The organism is Variovorax sp. V213, from assembly GCF_041154455.1.
Lineage (GTDB): Bacteria > Pseudomonadota > Gammaproteobacteria > Burkholderiales > Burkholderiaceae_C > Variovorax.
The window spans coordinates 2,968,947-2,988,521 of the sequence record NZ_AP028664.1 but is presented as its reverse complement, the minus strand read 5'-3'; the positions used below and the strand labels follow the sequence as shown (position 1 = coordinate 2,988,521).

General features: G+C 64.3%; 17 protein-coding genes and 1 pseudogene. 15 read left to right on the top strand and 3 right to left on the bottom strand.

Annotated features, from left to right (window positions below; translation table 11 throughout):
* Positions 1–14: 14 nt before the first annotated feature.
* From trbE to ACAM55_RS14235, 9 genes and pseudogenes are all read left to right on the top strand, one after another.
* Positions 15–2,501: a conjugal transfer protein TrbE gene (gene trbE, locus ACAM55_RS14275; protein ID WP_369652190.1), complete on the top strand. Its 2,487-nt coding sequence runs from the start codon at positions 15–17 to the stop codon at positions 2,499–2,501.
* The gene (gene trbJ, locus ACAM55_RS14270) at positions 2,498–3,262 is read left to right on the top strand and encodes a P-type conjugative transfer protein TrbJ (RefSeq protein WP_369652189.1); all 765 of its coding nucleotides are present in this window, start codon (positions 2,498–2,500) and stop codon (positions 3,260–3,262) included. The genes trbE and trbJ overlap by 4 nt, the downstream gene beginning before the upstream one ends.
* A gap of 10 nt (positions 3,263–3,272) precedes the next feature.
* Positions 3,273–3,581, top strand: a complete 309-nt coding sequence (locus ACAM55_RS14265; RefSeq protein ID WP_369652188.1) for an EexN family lipoprotein — start codon at positions 3,273–3,275, stop codon at positions 3,579–3,581.
* A 4-nt stretch (positions 3,582–3,585) separates the two neighbouring features.
* Positions 3,586–4,959 (top strand): P-type conjugative transfer protein TrbL, encoded by a 1,374-nt coding sequence (trbL, locus tag ACAM55_RS14260; protein WP_369652187.1) that lies wholly within the window; start codon positions 3,586–3,588, stop codon positions 4,957–4,959.
* A gap of 30 nt (positions 4,960–4,989) precedes the next feature.
* Entirely contained in the window at positions 4,990–5,703 is a 714-nt protein-coding gene (gene trbF / locus ACAM55_RS14255) for a conjugal transfer protein TrbF (RefSeq protein WP_369652186.1), read from the top strand.
* Positions 5,700–6,743 (top strand): annotated as a pseudogene (trbG, locus tag ACAM55_RS14250) (P-type conjugative transfer protein TrbG). Before trbF ends, trbG begins: the two are co-directional and overlap by 4 nt.
* The gene (locus ACAM55_RS14245) at positions 6,740–8,050 is read left to right on the top strand and encodes a TrbI/VirB10 family protein (protein ID WP_369652185.1); all 1,311 of its coding nucleotides are present in this window, start codon (positions 6,740–6,742) and stop codon (positions 8,048–8,050) included. Before trbG ends, ACAM55_RS14245 begins: the two are co-directional and overlap by 4 nt.
* A complete protein-coding gene (locus tag ACAM55_RS14240; RefSeq protein WP_369652184.1) occupies positions 8,047–8,331 on the top strand; it encodes a DUF2274 domain-containing protein in 285 nt (94 codons plus the stop codon). The genes ACAM55_RS14245 and ACAM55_RS14240 overlap by 4 nt, the downstream gene beginning before the upstream one ends.
* 545 nt (positions 8,332–8,876) lie before the next feature.
* Complete coding sequence (locus tag ACAM55_RS14235) at positions 8,877–9,614, top strand: hypothetical protein (RefSeq protein ID WP_369652183.1); 738 nt, start codon at positions 8,877–8,879, stop codon at positions 9,612–9,614.
* 80 nt (positions 9,615–9,694) lie between these two features.
* Here the strand turns inward: ACAM55_RS14235 and ACAM55_RS14230 are convergent, their stop codons facing one another.
* The 3 genes from ACAM55_RS14230 to ACAM55_RS14220 form a co-directional block, all read right to left on the bottom strand.
* Positions 9,695–9,808, bottom strand: coding sequence for a hypothetical protein (locus ACAM55_RS14230; protein WP_369652182.1), 114 nt, complete (start codon positions 9,806–9,808; stop codon positions 9,695–9,697).
* A 165-nt stretch (positions 9,809–9,973) separates the two neighbouring features.
* Positions 9,974–10,714: a glutamine amidotransferase gene (locus tag ACAM55_RS14225; RefSeq protein ID WP_369652181.1), complete on the bottom strand. Its 741-nt coding sequence runs from the start codon at positions 10,712–10,714 to the stop codon at positions 9,974–9,976.
* Between the two features lie 10 nt (positions 10,715–10,724).
* On the bottom strand, positions 10,725–11,645 hold the full coding sequence (locus ACAM55_RS14220; protein WP_369652180.1) for a carbon-nitrogen hydrolase family protein: 921 nt from the start codon (positions 11,643–11,645) through the stop codon (positions 10,725–10,727).
* An 81-nt stretch (positions 11,646–11,726) separates the two neighbouring features.
* On the opposite strand from ACAM55_RS14220, the gene ACAM55_RS14215 reads away from it, so the two are divergent.
* From ACAM55_RS14215 to ACAM55_RS14190, 6 genes are all read left to right on the top strand, one after another.
* Positions 11,727–12,647: a LysR family transcriptional regulator gene (locus ACAM55_RS14215; RefSeq protein WP_369652179.1), complete on the top strand. Its 921-nt coding sequence runs from the start codon at positions 11,727–11,729 to the stop codon at positions 12,645–12,647.
* Positions 12,648–13,163: 516 nt separating this feature from the next.
* On the top strand, positions 13,164–14,729 hold the full coding sequence (locus ACAM55_RS14210; protein WP_369652178.1) for an ABC transporter substrate-binding protein: 1,566 nt from the start codon (positions 13,164–13,166) through the stop codon (positions 14,727–14,729).
* Positions 14,730–14,753: 24 nt separating this feature from the next.
* A complete protein-coding gene (locus ACAM55_RS14205) occupies positions 14,754–15,701 on the top strand; it encodes an ABC transporter permease (RefSeq protein WP_093012329.1) in 948 nt (315 codons plus the stop codon).
* Positions 15,694–16,590: an ABC transporter permease gene (locus tag ACAM55_RS14200; protein ID WP_369652177.1), complete on the top strand. Its 897-nt coding sequence runs from the start codon at positions 15,694–15,696 to the stop codon at positions 16,588–16,590. The genes ACAM55_RS14205 and ACAM55_RS14200 overlap by 8 nt, the downstream gene beginning before the upstream one ends.
* Before the next feature lie 8 nt (positions 16,591–16,598).
* The gene (locus ACAM55_RS14195) at positions 16,599–18,251 is read left to right on the top strand and encodes a dipeptide ABC transporter ATP-binding protein (protein ID WP_369652176.1); all 1,653 of its coding nucleotides are present in this window, start codon (positions 16,599–16,601) and stop codon (positions 18,249–18,251) included.
* Positions 18,248–19,465, top strand: coding sequence for a M20 family metallopeptidase (locus ACAM55_RS14190; protein WP_369652175.1), 1,218 nt, complete (start codon positions 18,248–18,250; stop codon positions 19,463–19,465). Before ACAM55_RS14195 ends, ACAM55_RS14190 begins: the two co-directional genes overlap by 4 nt.
* The last annotated feature ends 110 nt before the right edge of the window (positions 19,466–19,575 follow it).

Genomic DNA, 19,575 nt, shown 5'->3' with positions numbered 1-19,575 from the left:
GCAGGAGAGACGCCATGTTGAATCTCGCCGAATACCGTAAATGCCCGGCGCTGTTGGCCGATTGGTTGCCCTGGGCGGGCCTGGTCGCGCCCGGGGTTGTGCTCAACAAGGACGGCGCGTTCCAACGCACCGCGCGGTTCCGCGGACCGGATCTAGACAGCGCGACGCAGGGCGAACTCATCGCCACGTCGGCGCGGTTGAACAACGCGCTGCGCCGGCTCGGCTCGGGCTGGGCGCTGTTTGTGGAAGCCGAGCGGCGCGACGCGGCTGGCTATCCCGAGTCGTCGTTCCCCGAGGCGCTGTCCTGGCTGGTCGACGCGGAGCGCCGTGCAGCCTTCGAAGAGGACGCCAGCCACTTCGAGAGCCGCTATCACCTGACCTTGCTGTACCTGCCGCCCGAGGAGTCGAAGGCGCGCGCCGCGGGGCTGCTCTATGAGCGCGCTGGGACCGACGTCCAGGATGGATCGAATGCGTCGGACGGATCGGATTGGAAGGGACGGCTGGAGACCTTCGTCTCCGAGACCGAGCGCTTCCTCGGCCTGCTCGAAGGCGTGATGCCCGAGGTCGAGTGGCTCGACGATGCGCAGACGCTGACCCACCTGCACGACTGCGTGTCCACGCGCCGGCATGCGGTCGCGGTGCCCGAGGTGCCGATGCACCTCGATGCACTGCTGGCCGACGAGCCGCTGACGGGCGGACTGGCGCCGATGCTCGGCAGCCGGCATCTGCGGGTGCTGACGGTGCGCGGCTTCCCGACGTCGACCTGGCCGGGGCTGCTCGACGACCTGAATCGCCTGGGCTTCGCCTACCGCTGGAGCACGCGCTTCCTGTGCCTGGACAAGGCCGAGGCAGAGAAGGAGCTCGTGCGCCTGCGCCGCCAGTGGTTCGCCAAGCGCAAAAACATCGTAGCCCTGCTGCGCGAGACCATCTTCCAGCAGGAAAGCGCGCTGGTCGACTCGGACGCCTCGAACAAGGCGGCCGATGCCGATGCGGCGCTGCAGGAACTCGGCAGCGACCAGGTGGCCTTCGGCTATGTGACCGCCACGGTGACGGTGCTCGACGCCGATGCCGCGGCAGCCGACGAGAAGCTGCGCGCGGTGGAACGCGCGATCCAGGGCCGCGGCTTCGTGACGATTCCCGAAACCCTCAATGCGGTCGAGGCCTGGCTGTCCTCGATCCCGGGCCACGCCTACGCCAACGTCCGCCAGCCCATCGTCTCGACCCTGAACCTCGCGCACATGATGCCGGTGTCGGCCGTGTGGGTGGGTCCCGAGCGCAATGCGCATCTCGATGGCCCGCCGCTGATCGTGACGCGCACCGATGGCGCCACACCGTTCCGGCTGGTCACGCACATCGGTGACGTCGGGCACACGCTGGTGGTCGGGCCGACGGGCATGGGCAAGTCAGTGCTGCTCGCCACGCTCGCGCTGCAGTTCCGGCGCTATTCCGGCTCGCGGCTCCTGGCCTTCGACATGGGGCGCTCGTTGCGGGCCACGATCCTCGGGCTCGGCGGCGAGCACTACGACCTCGGGACTGATGGCGAGATCGCGTTCCAGCCGCTGGCGCGCATCGACCAGGACGGGTACCGCACCTGGGCGGCGGAGTGGGTGGAGGGCCGGCTTCGTCAGGAAGGCATCGAGGTCGGGCCGGCCGAGCGGGAGATGGTGTGGTCGGCACTGGCCAGCCTCGCCACCGCGCCGTCCGAACAGCGCACGATGACCGGTCTGGCGGTCCTGCTGCAGTCGAATGCCCTGCGCCAGGCGCTAGCGCCCTATGTGCTCGGTGGTGCGCACGGGCGGCTGCTCGACGCGGACCGGGACCGGCTCGGGGCGTCCTCCATCCAGTGTTTTGAGATGGAGGAGCTGATGCACAGCAAGGCGGCGGTGCTGGCCGTGCTGGGTTACCTGTTCGCGCGCTTCGACGAACGCTTCGACGGCGCGCCGACCCTGCTGATCCTCGACGAGGCCTGGCTGTTCCTCGACGACCCGGTGTTCGCCGCGCGCATCCGCCAGTGGCTCAAGACGCTGCGCAAGAAGAACGTCTCGGTGATCTTCGCGACGCAGTCGCTCGCGGACATCCAGAACTCCAGCATCGCGCCTGCGATCGTCGAGAGCTGCGCGAGCCGGATCTTCCTGCCGAACCCGCAGGCCACCGAGCCGCAGATCCGCATGATCTACGAGGGCTTCGGGCTCAACCGCCGGCAGATCGAGATCGTCGCCACGGCGCAGCCCAAACGCGACTACTACTACCAGTCGCGCCTGGGCAACCGGGTCTTCGAGCTCGGGCTCGGGCCGGTGGCGCTCGCCTTTGCCGGCGCGGCCTCGCCCGAGGATCAGCGTGAGATCGACCGCGTGCAGGCCTCGGTCGAGGCGTCGCCGTTCGCGCGCATGCCTTCGGTTTTCGCGGCCGCCTGGCTGCGCCACCGCGGGCTCGGCTGGGCGGCCGACCTCATTCCTTCGTTTGAATCCCTTTACTCAACCCCGCAGGAGCCAATGCCATGAACCTCCCGTCTTCCTTCAAACCCCGGATCGCCGCGCTGGTCGCGGCCGGTGCGATCGCTTTCGGTGTGGCCCCGCCGGCGCATGCCATCTTCGGCGTCGGCGACACCGTGTTCGATGCGTCCAATTTCATCCAGAACATGCTGACGGCGGCCCGCGCGCTGGAGCAGATCAACAACCAGGTCGAACAGCTGCAGAACGAGGCGCAGATGCTGCGCAACCAGGCGAGGAACCTTCAGGGCCTGGACTTCAGCGCGCTGTCCGAGCTCAAGTCGACGCTGGCGGCGACGAACCAGCTGATCCAGCAGGCGCAGGGGCTGGCCTTCAACGTCTCGCGCATGGAGGACGAGTTCAAGCGGCTCTATCCGGAGTCGTTTTCCGCGGGCATGTCCGGCGCGCAGATGGCTGGCGATGCGCGGCAGCGCTGGCGCAATTCGCTCGAAGCCCTGCGCACCGCGACGCAGGTGCAGTCGCAGGCGATGCAGAACTTCGCCTCCGACGAGCGGGCGCTCACGGATCTCGTGAACCGCAGCCAGTCGGCCACGGGCGCCTTGCAGGCAATGCAGGCGACCAACCAGTTGCTGGCGCTGCAGTCGCGTCAGGCGATCCAGGCGCAGCAGCTGCAGATCACGCAGGACCGCGCCGCAGCGCTGGAGCAGGCGCGGCAGGTGGCGGTGCAGGAGCGTGCGCGCGAGGTGCGCCGGCGCTTCATGGGCAGCGGCACAGCGTACACGCCCTACAACGTGAATTTCTATGGCCACTGAGGGCACGTCCATGAAGAACCTGTTCCTCATCACTACGGCCGTCGCCGCCCTGGCGCTCGCCGGCTGCGGCAAGTCCGAGCCTTCCCGGCCCGCGATCGAGTCCGTCGAATCCCTCGTCGCCAATCCCGAGCGGCTGAAGGATCTGCGCGCGCAGTGCAAGGCCGACCATGCCCGGATGGGCGACGCGCAGTGCCAGGCGGTGGCCGAGGCCACGCGCCAGCGCTTCATGAGCGGGGGCCCATCGCCGTACGCGAACGACCCGGTCCCGCCACCGGCCACACCGCCTTCGCCGCCCGCCGGCACAGGCGCCAAGGACTGACGCGATGGACGATGTCGCGGTCATCGATCGCTTCCTCGATGTCTTCTCGCGCTACATCGATTCGGGCTTCGGCCTGCTGCATGGCGAGGTGGCGTTCCTCACGGCCACGCTGGTCGTGATCGACATGACGCTGGCGGGGCTGCTCTGGGCCATGAGCCATGCGGCGGGGCAGGGCGATGACGTGATCGCCCGGCTGATCCGCAAGGTGCTCTATGTGGGCGCGTTCGCTTTCATCATCGGCCACTTCAACCAGTTGGCCGGGGTGCTGTTCCGCTCGTTCGCGGGGCTCGGCCTGGTGGCCTCGGGCTCCAGCCTGACCCAGGCGCAGTTCCTGCAGCCGGGCCGGCTCGCGCAGATCGGCATCGAGGCCGGCCGGCCGATCATGGAGCAGATCGGCGAGATGACGGGCTTCCCCGAGACCTTTGCCCATCTGGACACCATCGCCGTGCTGTTCCTGGCTTGGCTGGTGCTGATCGTGAGTTTCTTCGTGCTCGCGGTGCAGCTTTTCGTGATCTTGATCGAGTTCAAGCTGACGACGCTGGCGGGCTTCGTGCTCGTGCCCTTCGCCTTGTGGAACAAGACCGCGTTCCTGGCCGAGAAGGTGCTGGGCAACGTGGTGTCCTCGGGCATCAAGGTGCTGGTGCTGGCCGTGATCGTGGGGATCGGCACCGGCCTCTTCGCGGAGTTCCGCACGCCGCCCGGGGCCGAGCCGTCGATTCACCATGCGCTGACGATCATGCTGGCAGCGCTTGCGATGCTGGGGCTGGGGATCTTCGGGCCGGGGATCGCGACGGGGTTGGTGTCCGGCGCGCCGCAGCTCGGTGCCGGCGCGGCGGCGGGGACGGCGCTGGGCGCGGCGGGCCTGGCGGTCGCCGGCGGCGCGGCCGTGGCGACAGCAGGTTCCGCCGTGGCCGCGGGGGCGCGCATGGCGGCCGGCGCGGCGCGCGCGGCCATCGGTGGCGGCGCGGCGGCCGCACGTTCGGCCAGTGGCCTGGCGAGCGGCGCGAAGTCAACCTACCAGGCGGGCGCCGCGGCATCCGGCGCGGGTGGCGTGCGCGCGGCCGGTGCCGGTCTCGCCCATCTCGCGAAAACCGGTGCCGGGGCCGTCGGCCAGCGTGTCGCGTCCGGCGCCAGGGCAGTCAAGGACCGCATGGCGAGCTTCGTGGCCGATGCCGCGGCGCCTGCGACCCCGGGGAATGCGGCCTCTCCCGGTGCGGGCGAGGCCGGCGGACCAACCCCCGAACCGGCATGGGCCCGGCAGATGCGCCGCAAGCAGCAGCTGAGCCATGCGGCCTCGACGACGGCACACGTGCTGCGCTCGGGCGACCACGGCGGCAGCGGCACGGGTCCGAGCCTGCGCGACGAGTCCAACGCCTGATCCGGTTTCTTTTTTTGCGGAGAACCATCCATGCGATTCAAGCGACCCCAGGTGCGGTACTCGGACACGCCCGAGCCCGTCACCCCCTATCAAGCCGCGGCGCAGGTCTGGGACCAACGCATCGGCAGCGCACGCGTGCAGGCGAAGAACTGGCGGGTCATGGCCTTCGGCTGCCTTTCGCTGGCCCTGCTGATGGCCGGCGGGCTGGTCTGGCGCTCGGCGGAATCCATCGTGACGCCTTATGTCGTCGAGGTGGACAGCGCCGGCCAAGTGCGGGCGGTCGGTGAGGCGGCCACGCCTTACAAGCCCAGCGACGCCCAGATCGCGCACCACTTGGCGCGCTTCATCACCGACGTGCGCTCGCTGTCGATCGATCCGATCGTGGTGCGGCAGAACTGGCTCGAAGCGTACGAGTACACGACGGACCGCGGCGCCGCGACGCTGAACGACTACGCACGTGCCAACGATCCGTTCGCGCGCATCGGAGAGAGCTCGGTGGCGGTGCAGATCAACAGCGTGGTGCGCGCGAGCGATTCGTCGTTCCAGGTGCGCTGGACGGAACGGCGCTACGTCAATGGCGAAGCGGCTGGGCTGGAGCGCTGGACCGCGGTGCTCGCGATCGTGCTGCAGGCGCCGCGCACCGAGGAGCGGCTGCGCAGGAACCCGCTGGGCATCTACGTCAACGGCCTGTCCTGGAGCCGCGAGCTCGACGCGACGGACACAGCGAAAGGAACCAAGCCATGAAGACTGATTTCCGTAGAGGCGTATCTGCGCCGATCCTGCTGAGCGTAGTGGCGGTCGCCGCGGGTTGCGCCACCCAGGGCAAGCCGCCGCCGGCGATCCCGCTGGACGGGCCCGTGGCCGCCGCCGCGCAGCCGGTGCCGGAACCGGCTCAGCCCGTCGAAGTGGTCGAGGTGCCGAAGCCGTTGCCGCTGCCCGGGCAGCTGAAGGCGCTGCCGAACGAATCGCAGGCGAAACCGGCGCCCGAGCCCGCCGACGAGAAAGTCCGTGTCTCGCGGGCCAATGAGGAGGCCCGTGTCGCGCCGACGCGCTAGGGCTACGTCAACGCGATCCAGGTCTGGCCATATGCGGACGGCGCGCTGTATCAGGTCTACACCAGCCCGGGCCGCGTGACCGTCATCGCGCTGCAGGAGAGCGAAGAATTGGTCGCGGTCTCGGCCGGCGACACCGTGCGCTGGATCGTGGGGGACACGGTCAGCGGCAGCGGTGCGAACCAGCGTGTCCACGTGCTCGTGAAACCCACGCGCGTGGGCCTGAAGACGAACCTGGTCATCACGACGAACCGGCGCACCTACCTGCTGGAACTGTCCTCGACGCCGCAGGCCTGGATGGCATCGGTGTCCTGGGACTATCCGAAGGACCGGATGCTGGCGTTGCAGAAGCAGGCGAGGGAGGCGCAGGCCGCGGCGCCGGTGGATGCGGGCCTGTCGGTGGAGCAGATCCGGTTCCGCTATGCGATCAGCGGCGATGCGCCGTCCTGGAAGCCGCTGCGCGCTTTCGACGACGGGCAGAAGGTCTACATCCAGTTCCCCGGCGGCATCGCGCAGGGCGAACTGCCGCCGCTGTTCGTGATCGGGCCGCAGGGCGATGGGCAGCTCGTGAACTACCGCTTCCGTTCGCCGTACTACGTCGTGGATCGCCTCTTCGGCGCGGCGGAGCTGCGGCTGGGTGGCTTCAAGGACGGCAGGGCCGAGGTCGTGCGCATCGAGCGCACGGATGGCGCGATCGGCGGCGCTCAGGGTGCACGGAGCGATGGGTCATGAGTGAGAAGAATACCGTGCCACCACCGTCGCCCAAGGTGGCGCCGAAGGTCGCACCGGAGACGGTGGCCCTGCGCGCGCAGCCCAGGTCGGTCGTGCGGCTCAACCGTCGCATGCTGGCGGTCGGCGCCGGCACCCTGGCCGCGGCCGTGCTCGGCGGTACGATGTGGTCGCTGCAATCGCAGAGACGTGAGCGCAATCCGGCCGCCGAGCTGTACAACGTGGACCGCGTGGCGCGCGCGGACGGGCTGGACCAGTTGCCGAAGGACTATGCCGGGATGCCGCCGACGTTGCAGCCGGCGCCACCGGTGCTGGGTCCACCACTGCCAGGAGACCTCGGGTCGGCCATGGCGAAGGCACAGCAGCCGATGGACGTGAGGGCGGGGCAGGGCGTCGATCCGACGCAGGCCGAACGGTTGACGGCCGAGGAGGCGGCGCGGTCGTCGGTGTTCTTCCGGCGCAGCGGCGGTGTCTCTGCGAAGCGAGGGGCTGTTGCCGAGAACGCCATGTCCGCAACTACTACCCATGAGTCCGCACTGACGGCAGGTCAGCAGCCGTTCAATCCGTTGGGCGCGATGAACCCCGCCGTGGATTCGCCGGCTGATCCTGTGATGGCGCAGAACCGCCAGGACCGCAAGGAAGCGTTTCTGGCGAAGGCCGGTGACACGGCCACGCGCAATACCGGTAGCCTGCAGCTGCCGGCTTCGCCTTACCAAGTCATGGCGGGGACCATCATCCCGGCGGCGCTGGTGACGGGCATCAACTCGGACCTCCCGGGGCAGGTGATCGCCACGGTGACCGAGGCGGTCTACGACACAGCCACGGGCCGCAATCTGCTGATCCCGCAGGGCTCGCGGCTGATCGGGCGCTATGACAGCCAGGTGGCGTTCGGGCAGCGGCGCGTGCTGCTGGTGTGGACGCGGCTGATCCTGCCGGACACGTCGTCGGTGGTGCTGGATCGGTTGCCGGGGATCGATCCGGCCGGCTATGCGGGGCTGGAGGATGGCGTCGACTGGCACTGGGACCGCATCCTCGCCGGTGCGGCGCTGTCGACGCTGCTCGGTGTAGGGGCCGAGCTGGCGGCGCCGCAGAACAAGACGGATCAGGACGGGAGTCGCCTCGTGATCGCTGTGCGCGAAGGGGCGCAGGATACGGTGAACGAGGTGGGGCAGGAGATCACCAAGCGCAATGCGAGCATTCAGCCGGCGCTGACGATCCGGCCGGGGTTTCCAATGCGTGTCATGGTGAGCAAGGACCTTGTCCTGCGGCCGTACCGGCCGGTGTTCTTCAAGCGCGGGAGTTCGCAATGAGCAAAGGTGTGAGTCGATTGAGCCTGGGCGCGCTGCCACGAACTGAGAGCGTGAAGCTGACAATCACAGTGTCGGGAGAACTGAAGGTGCAACTCGAGGCCTATGCCGAGGTGTACAGCCGCTTGCATGGGCCGGTCGATGCGGTAGTGCTGGTTCCGCACATGCTCGCCGCGTTCATTGCGCGGGATCGGGGGTTCAAGGTCTTGTCCCGCAGCAGTGCACCTCGACGCCGTGCTTCGATCGAGCGTCAGCTTCCCCCCGCCGAGGCCGAAGCAACCTGAGCTGAATACGAAGGATCACTTCACTGTGTGGAAAACGACCGTAACTCTGTTTTGACGTGTAAGGGTGTTCTACGGCAGCGTTAGGCGAACGGTATTCAGCATTGAAGCGGTTCCTGAGAGAGATAGCCTTTTTTCTGGCCCTTGTCAGTGCCATACGGGGGCATACGACTCCGCTGCCGCACGAGGAGATCACGGATTCTCCTGAAAACGGAGCTGTGCAGCCGGGCTAGAGCCGCGACGGATAAAATCCGGTAGGGCGCGGAACTACTGTTGCAGGGGCAGAATTCGCTGAAAGCAGACGCCTGCTCACTCACGACATGTCCGCAGAAACCACTTAAGCACATGGGCCGTCCAAGCAGTCATGGGGAGCAGAATGAAGCAACCGTCGCCTCTTACCTGCGAGCTAACTATGGTTTAGGGGGAGTCTCAGCAGTGCAGTCCCAGGCGTGAATTGGACGATGCGGCTCGGTTCTTCCCAGAAGCCGCACGCATACGTGCGGCTGTATCGGACGTACGGACGGTCTTCCACTGACGTGCAGTCGGAGATGACCCTGCTCAATGCCATTTCGTGCACTGCACACCTTGGTGTGTCGCGGCCCCTTGTCTGCGATTCGGGAGCGGATGGGCAGCGGCGTTTTATCGGTGTTTTTGAGCCAGCCCGAGGTCTCAAGCTGGCGAGTTCTGCTGCCGACTATCACTGTGTTGATTGCCTCCGAAAATTGAGCCGGATCGAGGACTTGCTGCCCGCACCGATGGCAGCCAGCGTCCGACGCGGCACCATGACCTTGCTCACGCAGGCCGTGATGGTCCGGGCGAACATCGACATCGACCGCATGCGCGCCCAACAAAAGGTTGAGCTGGCTGACGAAACCTACGTCCAGCAGCCGAGCCTGCTGGCCTCCATCCTCGTGTTGTCTCGCTACGGGGTCGACATGCTGCAGCTTGAGGTGCCGATCCACGTTCTGCTGGTCGCCCTCCAGGCCATGAAGCACTGCGGGCACGCCTTGCCAACGATCTCTGAAGACGTCCAGGAAATCTGCGTGCAGCGGCTGACGGCGACGATGAAGTTCACCGAGGGCGTGCCGCAAGACCTCGTCGAGCAGATGATCACAAGGTTCTGCGTTGACCGACCCGAGCGCTACCTGCTGGCGTTTGTTTATGGCCACCTTGGCCAGCACGACCTGCTGCGCGTGCGAACTGACGCCGAGAAGTTCTTGCTGCTGGCTGCCCTCAACCTTGTGGAGTGCGTTGCCTACGTCGGAGCACAACTGCAGTCCAAGTGACGCATGCGCTAGTGGTGCCCTAAAAAGTTGAATTGCCGTCCGTCAAGGATACGTGTGATCGCCGCCCAGCGGCCCGATGCTTAAGAGGTTGACGCCGTTGCGGCCATCGTCTTCGCCTTGCGATCGTTGTATGAACCAGTTGAATTGAAGTACTCCAACTTCACGTATACAGATGCACTGCCCTCCGGTACCACCCTCCGAAGTCTTACGACGGGTGTATTTCCAATTGCGCCCAGAGCTGATTCCGATGAAAGAGGGGGGCTGGATCATAGGCAGTCGTTGTTGCATCGATAAGGATAAGGACGTCCACAACGGCTATCGCGCACCTGATGGATCCCGCGCGCTGGAGTTCGCCTCGGTTACCGAAAGTCAGTCGACACCTGTGCGGCTGTGGTGGCGAACTTCATGAGAATCGCGTGAGCATCGGGCGTAGGCGCAAGGTTAAGGAGCAGCCGTTCGACGCCTGCGCCTTCTTGTTCGAGGATGGTTCTGCGTCGCTGGATGCACAACGACATGATCGCCGGCGTGAACTCCGGATGAAACTGGATGGAAAAGGCATTCGGGCCGTAGCGAAGAATCTGATTTTCATCATGTTCCGAGGCACCTAGGACCACAGCGCCGGGTGGTTTGACCAGCACCGTCTGTGCGTGCGTCAGTAGCGCCGGAAACTCGCCGGGGATGTGTGCCAGGAGGGGGTCGTTGATGCTCTCCTGCAACAGTCGGATGGTCTGGAGGCCCAGTTCCCGACCTCGCGGGTGGTAGCCCACAAGCCCGCCAAGGGCGTGGGCCATGAGCTGATGTCCGTAGCAGACGCCGAGCAGCGGCACATCCGCAGCAATCAGCTGGCGGATCCACTCGGCCGTGCGTTCACTCCAGTCATGGAGATCGGTCACCATGTGCCATGAGCCAGTAATTACCGCGCCAGCAAAGCTGCCTGGTTGCGGCAACGGCTCGCCCATGTGCGGGCGCATCACCAGCACGTCGAGGTTCGCGGGAGCTAGCGCGGCGAGAAACCAGTCCGGTTGTTCGCCCAGCACTTCACTCACGTCGTGCGGCGGGCGTCCCATCTGGACGATCAAAATCGGCAACTGTGCGCTCATTGCCGTAGGCTCAGTTGAATTCGACCGGGCGCTTCTGCCTCGTGTCCACGCTCAATGTGAAAACGTCCGGCCGTGCGTAGTGCCCCACCACGTCGAAGTCGTAGCGCGCGCGCACTAGTTCCTCGGTATCGATGTCGGCCACGACCAGCCCGACCTCGTTGAAGAGGGGACCAGCCAACACATCGCCGTACGGTCCGACGATCAGGCTGCCTCCGCGAATCAGGGGGCGGGATGGCTCCCAATTCGGCACCTCGATTCCAAGCTGGGACGGGGACTGCTGCACTTGACACGCACTGATCACGAAGGAGCGTCCCTCGTGCGCGATGTGGCGCATGGAGCATTGCCAGACATCGCGCTCGTCCACCGTCGGTGCACACCAGATCTGCACCCCCTTCGCATACATCGCTGTCCGCAGCAGCGGCATGTGGTTCTCCCAACAGATGGCTGCACCCAAGCGACCTGCGGCTGAATCAACGATCGGAAGCGTTGAGCCGTCGCCTTGGCCCCAAATCAGGCGTTCGGTGCCGGTCGGCATCAGCTTGCGATGCTTGGCCATCAGCCCGCTCTCAGGCTCGAAGAACAGGGCGGAGCAATAGAGGGTGTTGCCGCCGCGCTCGATCACGCCGACCACCAGACTCGCCTTTGCCCGGCGCGAGAGGCCCGCGAGCGCATCTGTTTCCGGCCCGGGAACGTCGATGGCATTGGAGTAGTAGCGGCCATAGGCCTCACGCCCCTCCGGAAGCCGATAGCCTAGGCGCGTGCCGAAGATCTCGCCCTTCGGGTAGCCCCCCAGCAGTGCTTCTGGCATCACCACCACGGACGCGCCGGATTCAATGATCTTTTCCTCGAAGCCCAGCACGAGGTCCAGGGTAGCTTTTTTGCCAGTGGGAAGAGCGCCGACTTGAAGCGCGGCTACTTTGGTTTTGGCCATGGGAGATCGAAGGTGTGAAGGAATATTGCGAGTATTGAATCCACGGCAAAATCAATCAATACCGTTCTGCTTGTGATTGATATGACCATTATTGATATCGGCGCTGTTGATCTGAACATTCTGAAGGTCTTCGAAGCCCTGTACGAAGAGGGCGGCGCTACGCGAGCGGGGGTGAGGTTGGGGCTGACTCAATCGGCTGTGAGCGCGGCCCTTGCGCGGCTGCGCAAGACCTATGGCGATCAACTCTTTACTCGCACCGGCCGCGGGCTGGTGCCGACGCTAAGGGCGCAAGAGCTCAAACCTCTGATCAGCGAGGGGCTCAACAAGTGTCGCCAGAGCTTGTCCATGAGCGGCAGCGGTGGCAATGACTTCCACGGCCGCTCGATCGTTGTCGGCTTGTCAGACGACTTCGAGGTTGCGTTCGGACGGCTGTTCATCGATGCGGTGGCGGCCCGGGCACCCGGATTGCGATTGGCGTTCCGCCAGACGCACAGCCTGGTGGTAGGCAACATGCTGCAAGCGCGGCTCGCCGATGTCGCCGTGGTGTCGGGCGGCCTATCCTCGCGTCTGCTTGGCCACGAGGCGATTGGCCAGGGCCGCTACGCGTGCCTCATGGATCCTGCGTATGCACCGTCCACACGAGGACTGACCTTGCCGGAGTACGTCCGCAGAGACCACTTGCTCATTTCCTCCGGCGGCTTCATCGGCGTGGTGGACGAGGTGCTTGCGGCCATCGGGCGACCGCGCCGCGTGGTCGCCTCGACGACGCACTTCGCCGCGCTTCCTCACCTTCTGTTTGGCAGCGACGCCATCGCGACGATCCCCAAACATGCCGCCTCGGCGATCGCGGCGCGAACGGGACTGCAGATGTTTGCCTGTCCGTTGACTATGCCGCGCTACGCGGTGGAAGTCGGGTGGCGAACCGATGCACTGCGCGATGCAGCCATCGCAGAAGTGCGACGCGTACTGCTTGGGGTCCTCCAGGCCGCTCATTGGTCCTAGGCGCTGTGACATGGACTGTCGACAGTGAGGCAACTTCTACTCAATGAGGGGCGTAGCAGGGGGTGACCGCGCATAACGCGTGAACATCGCGCTCAATACGTGGATTGCGCCCCGCTCGGCGGCCGACTTCGGAGCAGTAGGTAGAACACATTGCGCCAGCGGTGATTGACCTAGCCAATCTTCGACCCTCGCCGCAGCAACACCCTCGTGCCCGTGGTTGCGGCGTTGTGATCATGCCGCTACGCCTCAGTGTGGTTTCTGAGTGGGAGACGCAGCCGTGCGTGGCAGACCGCAATACCCCGTCGCCTAGTTGCCCTTGGTTGCGGCGTGCCGTCCAGGAAGAGAGCGCATCTCTTTGCTTGCACAAAATTAAGTCATCTGTCAAGCCGCTGTTTTCCCCCCTGCTGTTGAAAACAATAAACTTTATAGTAATGTGCGTGGCAAGACGAATACCTCCCGTTTGCCAGCGCATTTGCACTCCGCTTCCCGAGGGCAACCACCATCGAGAGATTCCGCATGAACACCCTTGTTGCTGCGAACCGTCGCGACTTCCTCGGGGCTGCAGCCTCGTTGGCTGCGCTGTCCTTTCCCATGTCATCGGCCTTTGCTGCCGGCCCGCAAAAACGCGGCGGTACGCTGCGCGTCAGCATCAATCAGGCAGTCAACAAGCTGAACCCCTTGGTCGCGCGCGTGACGCCGGAGTACTTGGTTGCCGAACTCTTGTACTCTGGGCTCACGCGGATTGGCCCGACCATGGCCCCCGAGGCCGATCTCGCCCAGTCCTGGACCAGTTCTCCCGATCTGACCCAATGGACCTTCAAGCTGCGCCCAGGACTAGTTTTCCATGACGGCTCGGCATGCACTTCTGCTGATGTTGTCGCGAGCATCCAGGCCATCCTGGATGCAAAGACCGCCTCGCCGGGCCGCCAGAACATCGGCCCGATCGCGAGCGTCAGCGCTCCTGACAAGAGCACCGTGGCGTTCGTCCTGTCGTCGCCCTACGCGGATCTGCCTGTCTCCCTGGCATTCCCGAGCGCCAAGATCGTTCCGGCTTCCGTGCTGCAGAAGGGGCTGGACCGACTTAATCGCGAAGCCATTGGCACGGGGCCTTTCAAGCTCGTGACCTTTGAGCCAGAGCGTATCGTGGTTGTCGCACGCAACGAGGCTTACTACGACAAGGCGCGTCCCTACCTCGATCGCATTGAAGTCCGGGTATATCCAGACGCGACGGCCGAGGGTTCCGCGCTGATCGCCGGTGATACCGATCTGATGGCGCTGGTGCAGCCCGCTGAGTTCGCGCGTTTAAAGGCTGCATCCGGTGTGAACGCCCTGAAGCTGCCGTCGGGCGTGTTCTGCAACATCAATCTCGGTTGCAACCAGAAGCCATTCAACGACGTGCGGGTCCGCAAGGCGCTCGCATTGACCGTCGACCGCCCCGCAATGGTGGACTTCGTTGCCGAAGGCTACGGCACCGTTGCGAACGACAACCCCGTCAGCGCGTCCTATCCCTTCTACAAGGAGCTGCCGCCGCGCAAGCGGGACATTGCGCAGGCGAAGAAGCTGCTGGCCGAAGCGGGCCACGACAAAGGCCTCACCGTCACACTGATCGCATCCGACAATCCGTCGATCCGCACGCAAATGGCCGTTGCCCTTCGAGAAATGGCCAAGCCTGCTGGCTTCAACATCAATGTGCAGACGATGCCGCATGCCACTTATCTGGAACAGGTCTGGAAGAAAGGCAACTTCTACGTCGGCTTCTACAACATGCAGCCGACCGTCGATTCGATCTTCTCTCTGTTGTACACGTCGAACGCTTCCTGGAACGAGACGCACTGGAACAACGCGATCTTCGACAAGCTGGTGGCCGACGCACGCGCGACGGCGGACACGAAGAAGCGCACCGAGTTGTACGCCGAAGCGCAAAGACTCATGACGGACGAAGTGCCTTCCATCATTCCGGTGTACTTCGATCTGCTTCGCGTCAAGCGCAGCTATGTCGAGGGCTACCAGGTCAACCCGCGTGGCCTGGTCTACCGTCTCGACTACGTTTCGCTGGGCGACGGCGCCCCGAAGCGCGCCTAAAGCACGCCCTCGCTTGGAGCAACCATGTCGCTAAGCTACTTCCTCAAACGGATCGGACTGAGCGTCTACACGCTCCTGGTCGTGTCGATCCTTGTCTTCGTCATCACCCAGGTGTTGCCCGCCGATCCTGCGGTGATGATGCTGGGTGAAAACGCCACACCCGATGCGCTGCAGGCGTTGCGAGATCAGTTGGGTCTCGATGCCCCGCTTTGGCAGCAATACCTGCACTGGTTCACCGGAGCGATCCGCGGTGACTTCGGCGAGTCGATGCGCACCGGGCAAGCCGTCGCTCCGGTGATGATGGAGGCGTTGGGTCGTTCGCTGACCCTGGCCTTCCTGTCGATCAGCTTCATGCTGATGATCGCCGTCCCGCTGGGCATCATCGCGGCCGTGCGCCGCGGCAAGATTGCCGACGTACTTGTGAGCGTCGTGTCGTACGTCGGCGTGTCGCTTCCAGAGTTCGTGACGGCGACGCTGCTGGTGCTGGTCTTTGCCGACTTCTGGCAGATCCTTCCCGCGACCGGCTACATCCCGCTTTCGGAGAGCTTTTCCGGCGGACTTCGGCATCTGGCGCTGCCTGTGATCACGGTCTCGGTCATCTTGATTGCGCACGTGTCGCGGATGGTCCGCTCCGAGCTGGTTGATGTGCTGCACATGGACTACATCCGGTCGGCCCGTCTCAAGGGTCTGTCGAAACATGCGGTCCTCTTCAAGCACGGCTTGCGCAACTCGCTTCTACCCACCATCACGATCGTTGCCCTTGACGTGGGCTACCTCCTGGGTGGGGTCATCGTCGTTGAAGAAATCTTTGCCCTCCCAGGCATCGGACGCCAACTGATCGTTGCCATCCAGAACCGTGATCTGCCCGCCATCCAGGCCGGTGCCCTCATCATGGCCGCGACCTATTGCGTCGTGAACTTCGTCGCTGATATGGCCTACGCGGCGCTCGACAAGAGGATTCAGTATGAGTGATATTGCCACACCGCTCCAGAGCGAAAAGCTCAGCGTCGCGTCTTCTTCGGCGGGAAAGCTCGGATCCACCCATTTCTTCGCGCGCCTCATGCGCTCGCCGCAAGGCAAGCTTGGGATGCTGATCATCGGGCTCGTCATGGTGATGGTGCTGTTCGGCCCTTATCTGGCGCCTCACAGTCCCGACGACATGGCACCGCTGTCGCGCTACAAGGGGCCCAGCGCGGCAAACTGGCTAGGCACCGACCAGTACGGACGGGATTTGCTGAGCCGGATTCTCTACGGCGCTCGCGCCACGGTCGTTCTGGCGTTCATGGCCACTGCCATCGGCAGCTTGATCGGCGCCTTCATCGGAACCTTGTGCGCCTTCCTCGGCGGTCGATTCGACGAGATCGTGATGCGTACGATCGACGCAGTCATGGCCATCCCGAGCCTGCTGTTCGCGCTGCTCATCGTCAACCTGATGGGCAAGGGCGAGATCAACGCGGTGCTGGCCATTGCCATCGCGTTCGTGCCGAGCATGACCCGCATCACCCGCTCCGTGGCGCTGGCGATCCGCAAGCAGGACTTCGTCAGTGCCGCAATCGCACGCGGCGAATCAAGCCTGTACGTCGTCCTGCGTGAGATGCTGCCGAACGTGGTGGCGCCCGTCGTTGTCGAGATGACGATCCGCGTGGCCTTCGCAGTCATGCTTTTCGCGACGCTGAGCTTCCTCGGCTTAGGCGCACAACCTCCCGCGTCCGAGTGGGGCCTGATGGCCGCCGAGGCTCGAAAGTTCATGCACTTGAGCCCTTGGATGATCCTCTGGCCGAGCGCCGCCGTGGCGATGGTCGCCATCGGCTTCAACCTTCTGGGGGACGGTCTTCGTGATGCCCTCAACCCCAAAACCTGAGGCCTATCATGGATCACGTCCTTGAAGTCAAAGACTACTCGCTCGACTATGCGACACCGAACGGTCGCTTCCATGCACTGGCCAATCTCAACCTAACGATCGATCGCGGCGAAGTGCTCGGCCTCGTTGGCGAGTCCGGCTCCGGGAAGACTTCGCTCGCCTGGTCGATCATGCGCTACCTAGCGGGTAACGCCATCGAGACAAGCGGGAGCATCAAGCTGGTCGGCGAAGACCTATTGAAGGTCACTCCGAAGCAAATCGATTCCATTCGAGGGCGCCGCATCAGCATGGTGTTCCAGGATCCGAGTACCTCTCTGAATCCAACCCTGTCGCTCGGGGAGCAGCTGACGGAAGTGTTGGTCCGGCATCGCAACCTGACCCGCAAGCAGGCAGCCATGGAGGGCATTGACATGCTCGAGCGCGTCGGCCTCAAGGACCCAACGGGGATGATGCGCCGTTACCCACACGAAGCGTCCGGTGGAGAAAAGCAGCGCGTCGTGATCGCCACAGCCTTCGCGTGCAGGCCGGAATGCATCATCTTCGACGAGCCGACCACCGCGTTGGATGTCATCACTGGACGGCAGATCCTTGATCTTTTCGCCGAGCTCCAGGCCGAAACGCACGTTGCCTCACTGTACATCTCGCACGACCTTGCACTGGTCTCCCAGGTGGCCGACCGGGTGGCAGTGATCCACAAAGGCGTCATCGTCGAGCAAGGCGACGTGGAACAGGTGTTCACCCATCCAGCCGATCCCTATACGAAGCGGCTGATCGGCGCCGTGCCTCGGCCCGATCACCGCCTCGTTGGCGCCCCCCCAAAGACCGGCGGCCAAGCGTTGGTCGAAGCCAAAGCGCTGAGCGTGACCTATGGCGGCGTCTCGGCATTCGCCAGGTTGCTCGGCAAGCGCAAAGCCAGCGTCGTCGGCAACCGTGCCATCAGCATTGCGGTCAAGCCCGGTGAGATTCTCGGCGTGGTGGGTGAGTCCGGTTCCGGCAAGTCGACACTGGCCAAGGCCCTGACCGGCCTCAATCCTTTCGAGGGCCAGCTCTTCTTCGCAGGCAAACAGATTAATGGCGCGAAGGACATGGGGAAGCTCTACCGGCGGGATGTGCAGATGATCTTCCAGCACCCCGACGCCTCGCTCAATCCGCGCCAACGCGTGCGAGACATCCTGTCGCGACCGTTGAAGCTGTACACCGACACGCCGTCAGGCCAATACACACAGATCATCGGCGACCTCCTGGAACAGGTACGCCTGCCGCGTGAGTACATGAACCGCTTCCCGCATCAGCTCTCGGGCGGTGAGAAGCAACGGGTCGCAATTGCCCGCGCATTCGCGTCACGTCCCAAACTGGTTATTTGCGACGAGATTACCTCGGCGCTCGACGTTTCCGTGCAGGCGTCGGTGGTTGAGCTTCTCATCGAGCTGCAAAAGCAGTTCGGCACCGCCTACCTGTTCATCACGCATGACCTGAACCTCGTGCGCCAGATTGCCCATCGCATCGCCGTCATGTACCGCGGCGACCTGGTCGACCTCCTCGAAACCGCCGAGGTGGATTCTCCATCGCGGCATGCCTACACGCGCTCCTTGCTCGACGCCGTACCCACTCCGGTTGGCGACTACGCCAACCTTGCTCCTGAATTGGAAGTTGCCCCATGAATGTTGATCAGTTGCTGGACCATGTTGACGAGTCCGCTGCCCTCGAGTTTCTCGCCAGGATGGTGCAGCACAAGAGCTATCCAGAAACCGATGACGAGCGCGTGCTGGCGCAATACATGGTCGAGCAGATGCGCTCCCTCGGCCTCGAGGCAGCTCTGACCCCCGTCAACGAAACCCGCGTGAACGCAATCGGCACCTGGAAGGGCACCGGCGGCGGAAAGAGCCTGCTGTTCAACGGCCATCTCGACACGAACCCCGTCTCGGAGGGGTGGACGGTTGACCCATGGGCCGGCACGGTGGACGACAAGTTCATCTATGGCATCGGTGTGTCGAACATGAAGGCCGGTGATGCTGCGTACTTCTGCGCGGTGAAGACATTGATCGACGCCGGCGTTAGGGTCAAGGGCGACGTCGTGCTCACCTTCGTGGTCGGCGAGCTTCAGGGGGGCGTCGGGACACTGGCGGCCATTCAGCAGGGCGTACGTGCAGACTACTTCATCAACAGCGAGCCGACCGACCTGTCCGCGGTAACGATGCACGCAGCCTCGCTGTCGTACACGATCGAGTTGACAGGTGTCACTCGCCATCTGTCCAAGCGTGAAGAAGCAGTCGATGCCATTGCGGCAGCGTGCGCATTGATCCCGCGAATCAATGCCATGACCTTCAGCAACGCAAAGAGCGAGGAGCATCGATCGATCAACCGCGGCCACGTCGGCATCGTCAATGGCGCACTAGGCAGGGACCTGCACGGATGGCGTCCGCCGCAGGTGTCGGACTTTGTTCGCTTGCGTGGCGTGTGTCGCTACGCACCGGGCCAGACTGAAGCCGATGCCTTGGGTGACCTGCGGCGATTGCTGGACACGCTCGAAAAAGAACACCCTGGCCTGAAAGCCACCGTCCTCGCCGAGAAGCACACGGGACGCCCGACCATGCCGCCCTTCGAGGTCGACAAGAACTCTCGCATCGTCAAGGTTGTCAACGAAGCGTTCAGGAAAGTGCGCGGCATGGAGCAACCGACTGGCGCCATCAAGCCCGCTGGCTTCTTCGGGACTGACGCGGGGCATTTGTATGGGGCGGCCGGAATGGAAGGCGTGGTCTGCGGTCCCGGCGGCCGCTATAACACGATGCCTGACGAACGTGTCGACATCGCCGATTACCTGGACATGATCCGAATCTACATGATCGCAATCCTCGAGATCTGCGGAACCGAGTAATTCACGATTTCCGATCGATCCCGATGACTTCACCGGAAGAAAGCTCTCCAAGGCGGAGTCGCGACCAAAAAATGGCAGTTCTGGATTGACCGCGGAGGCACCAAACAGGC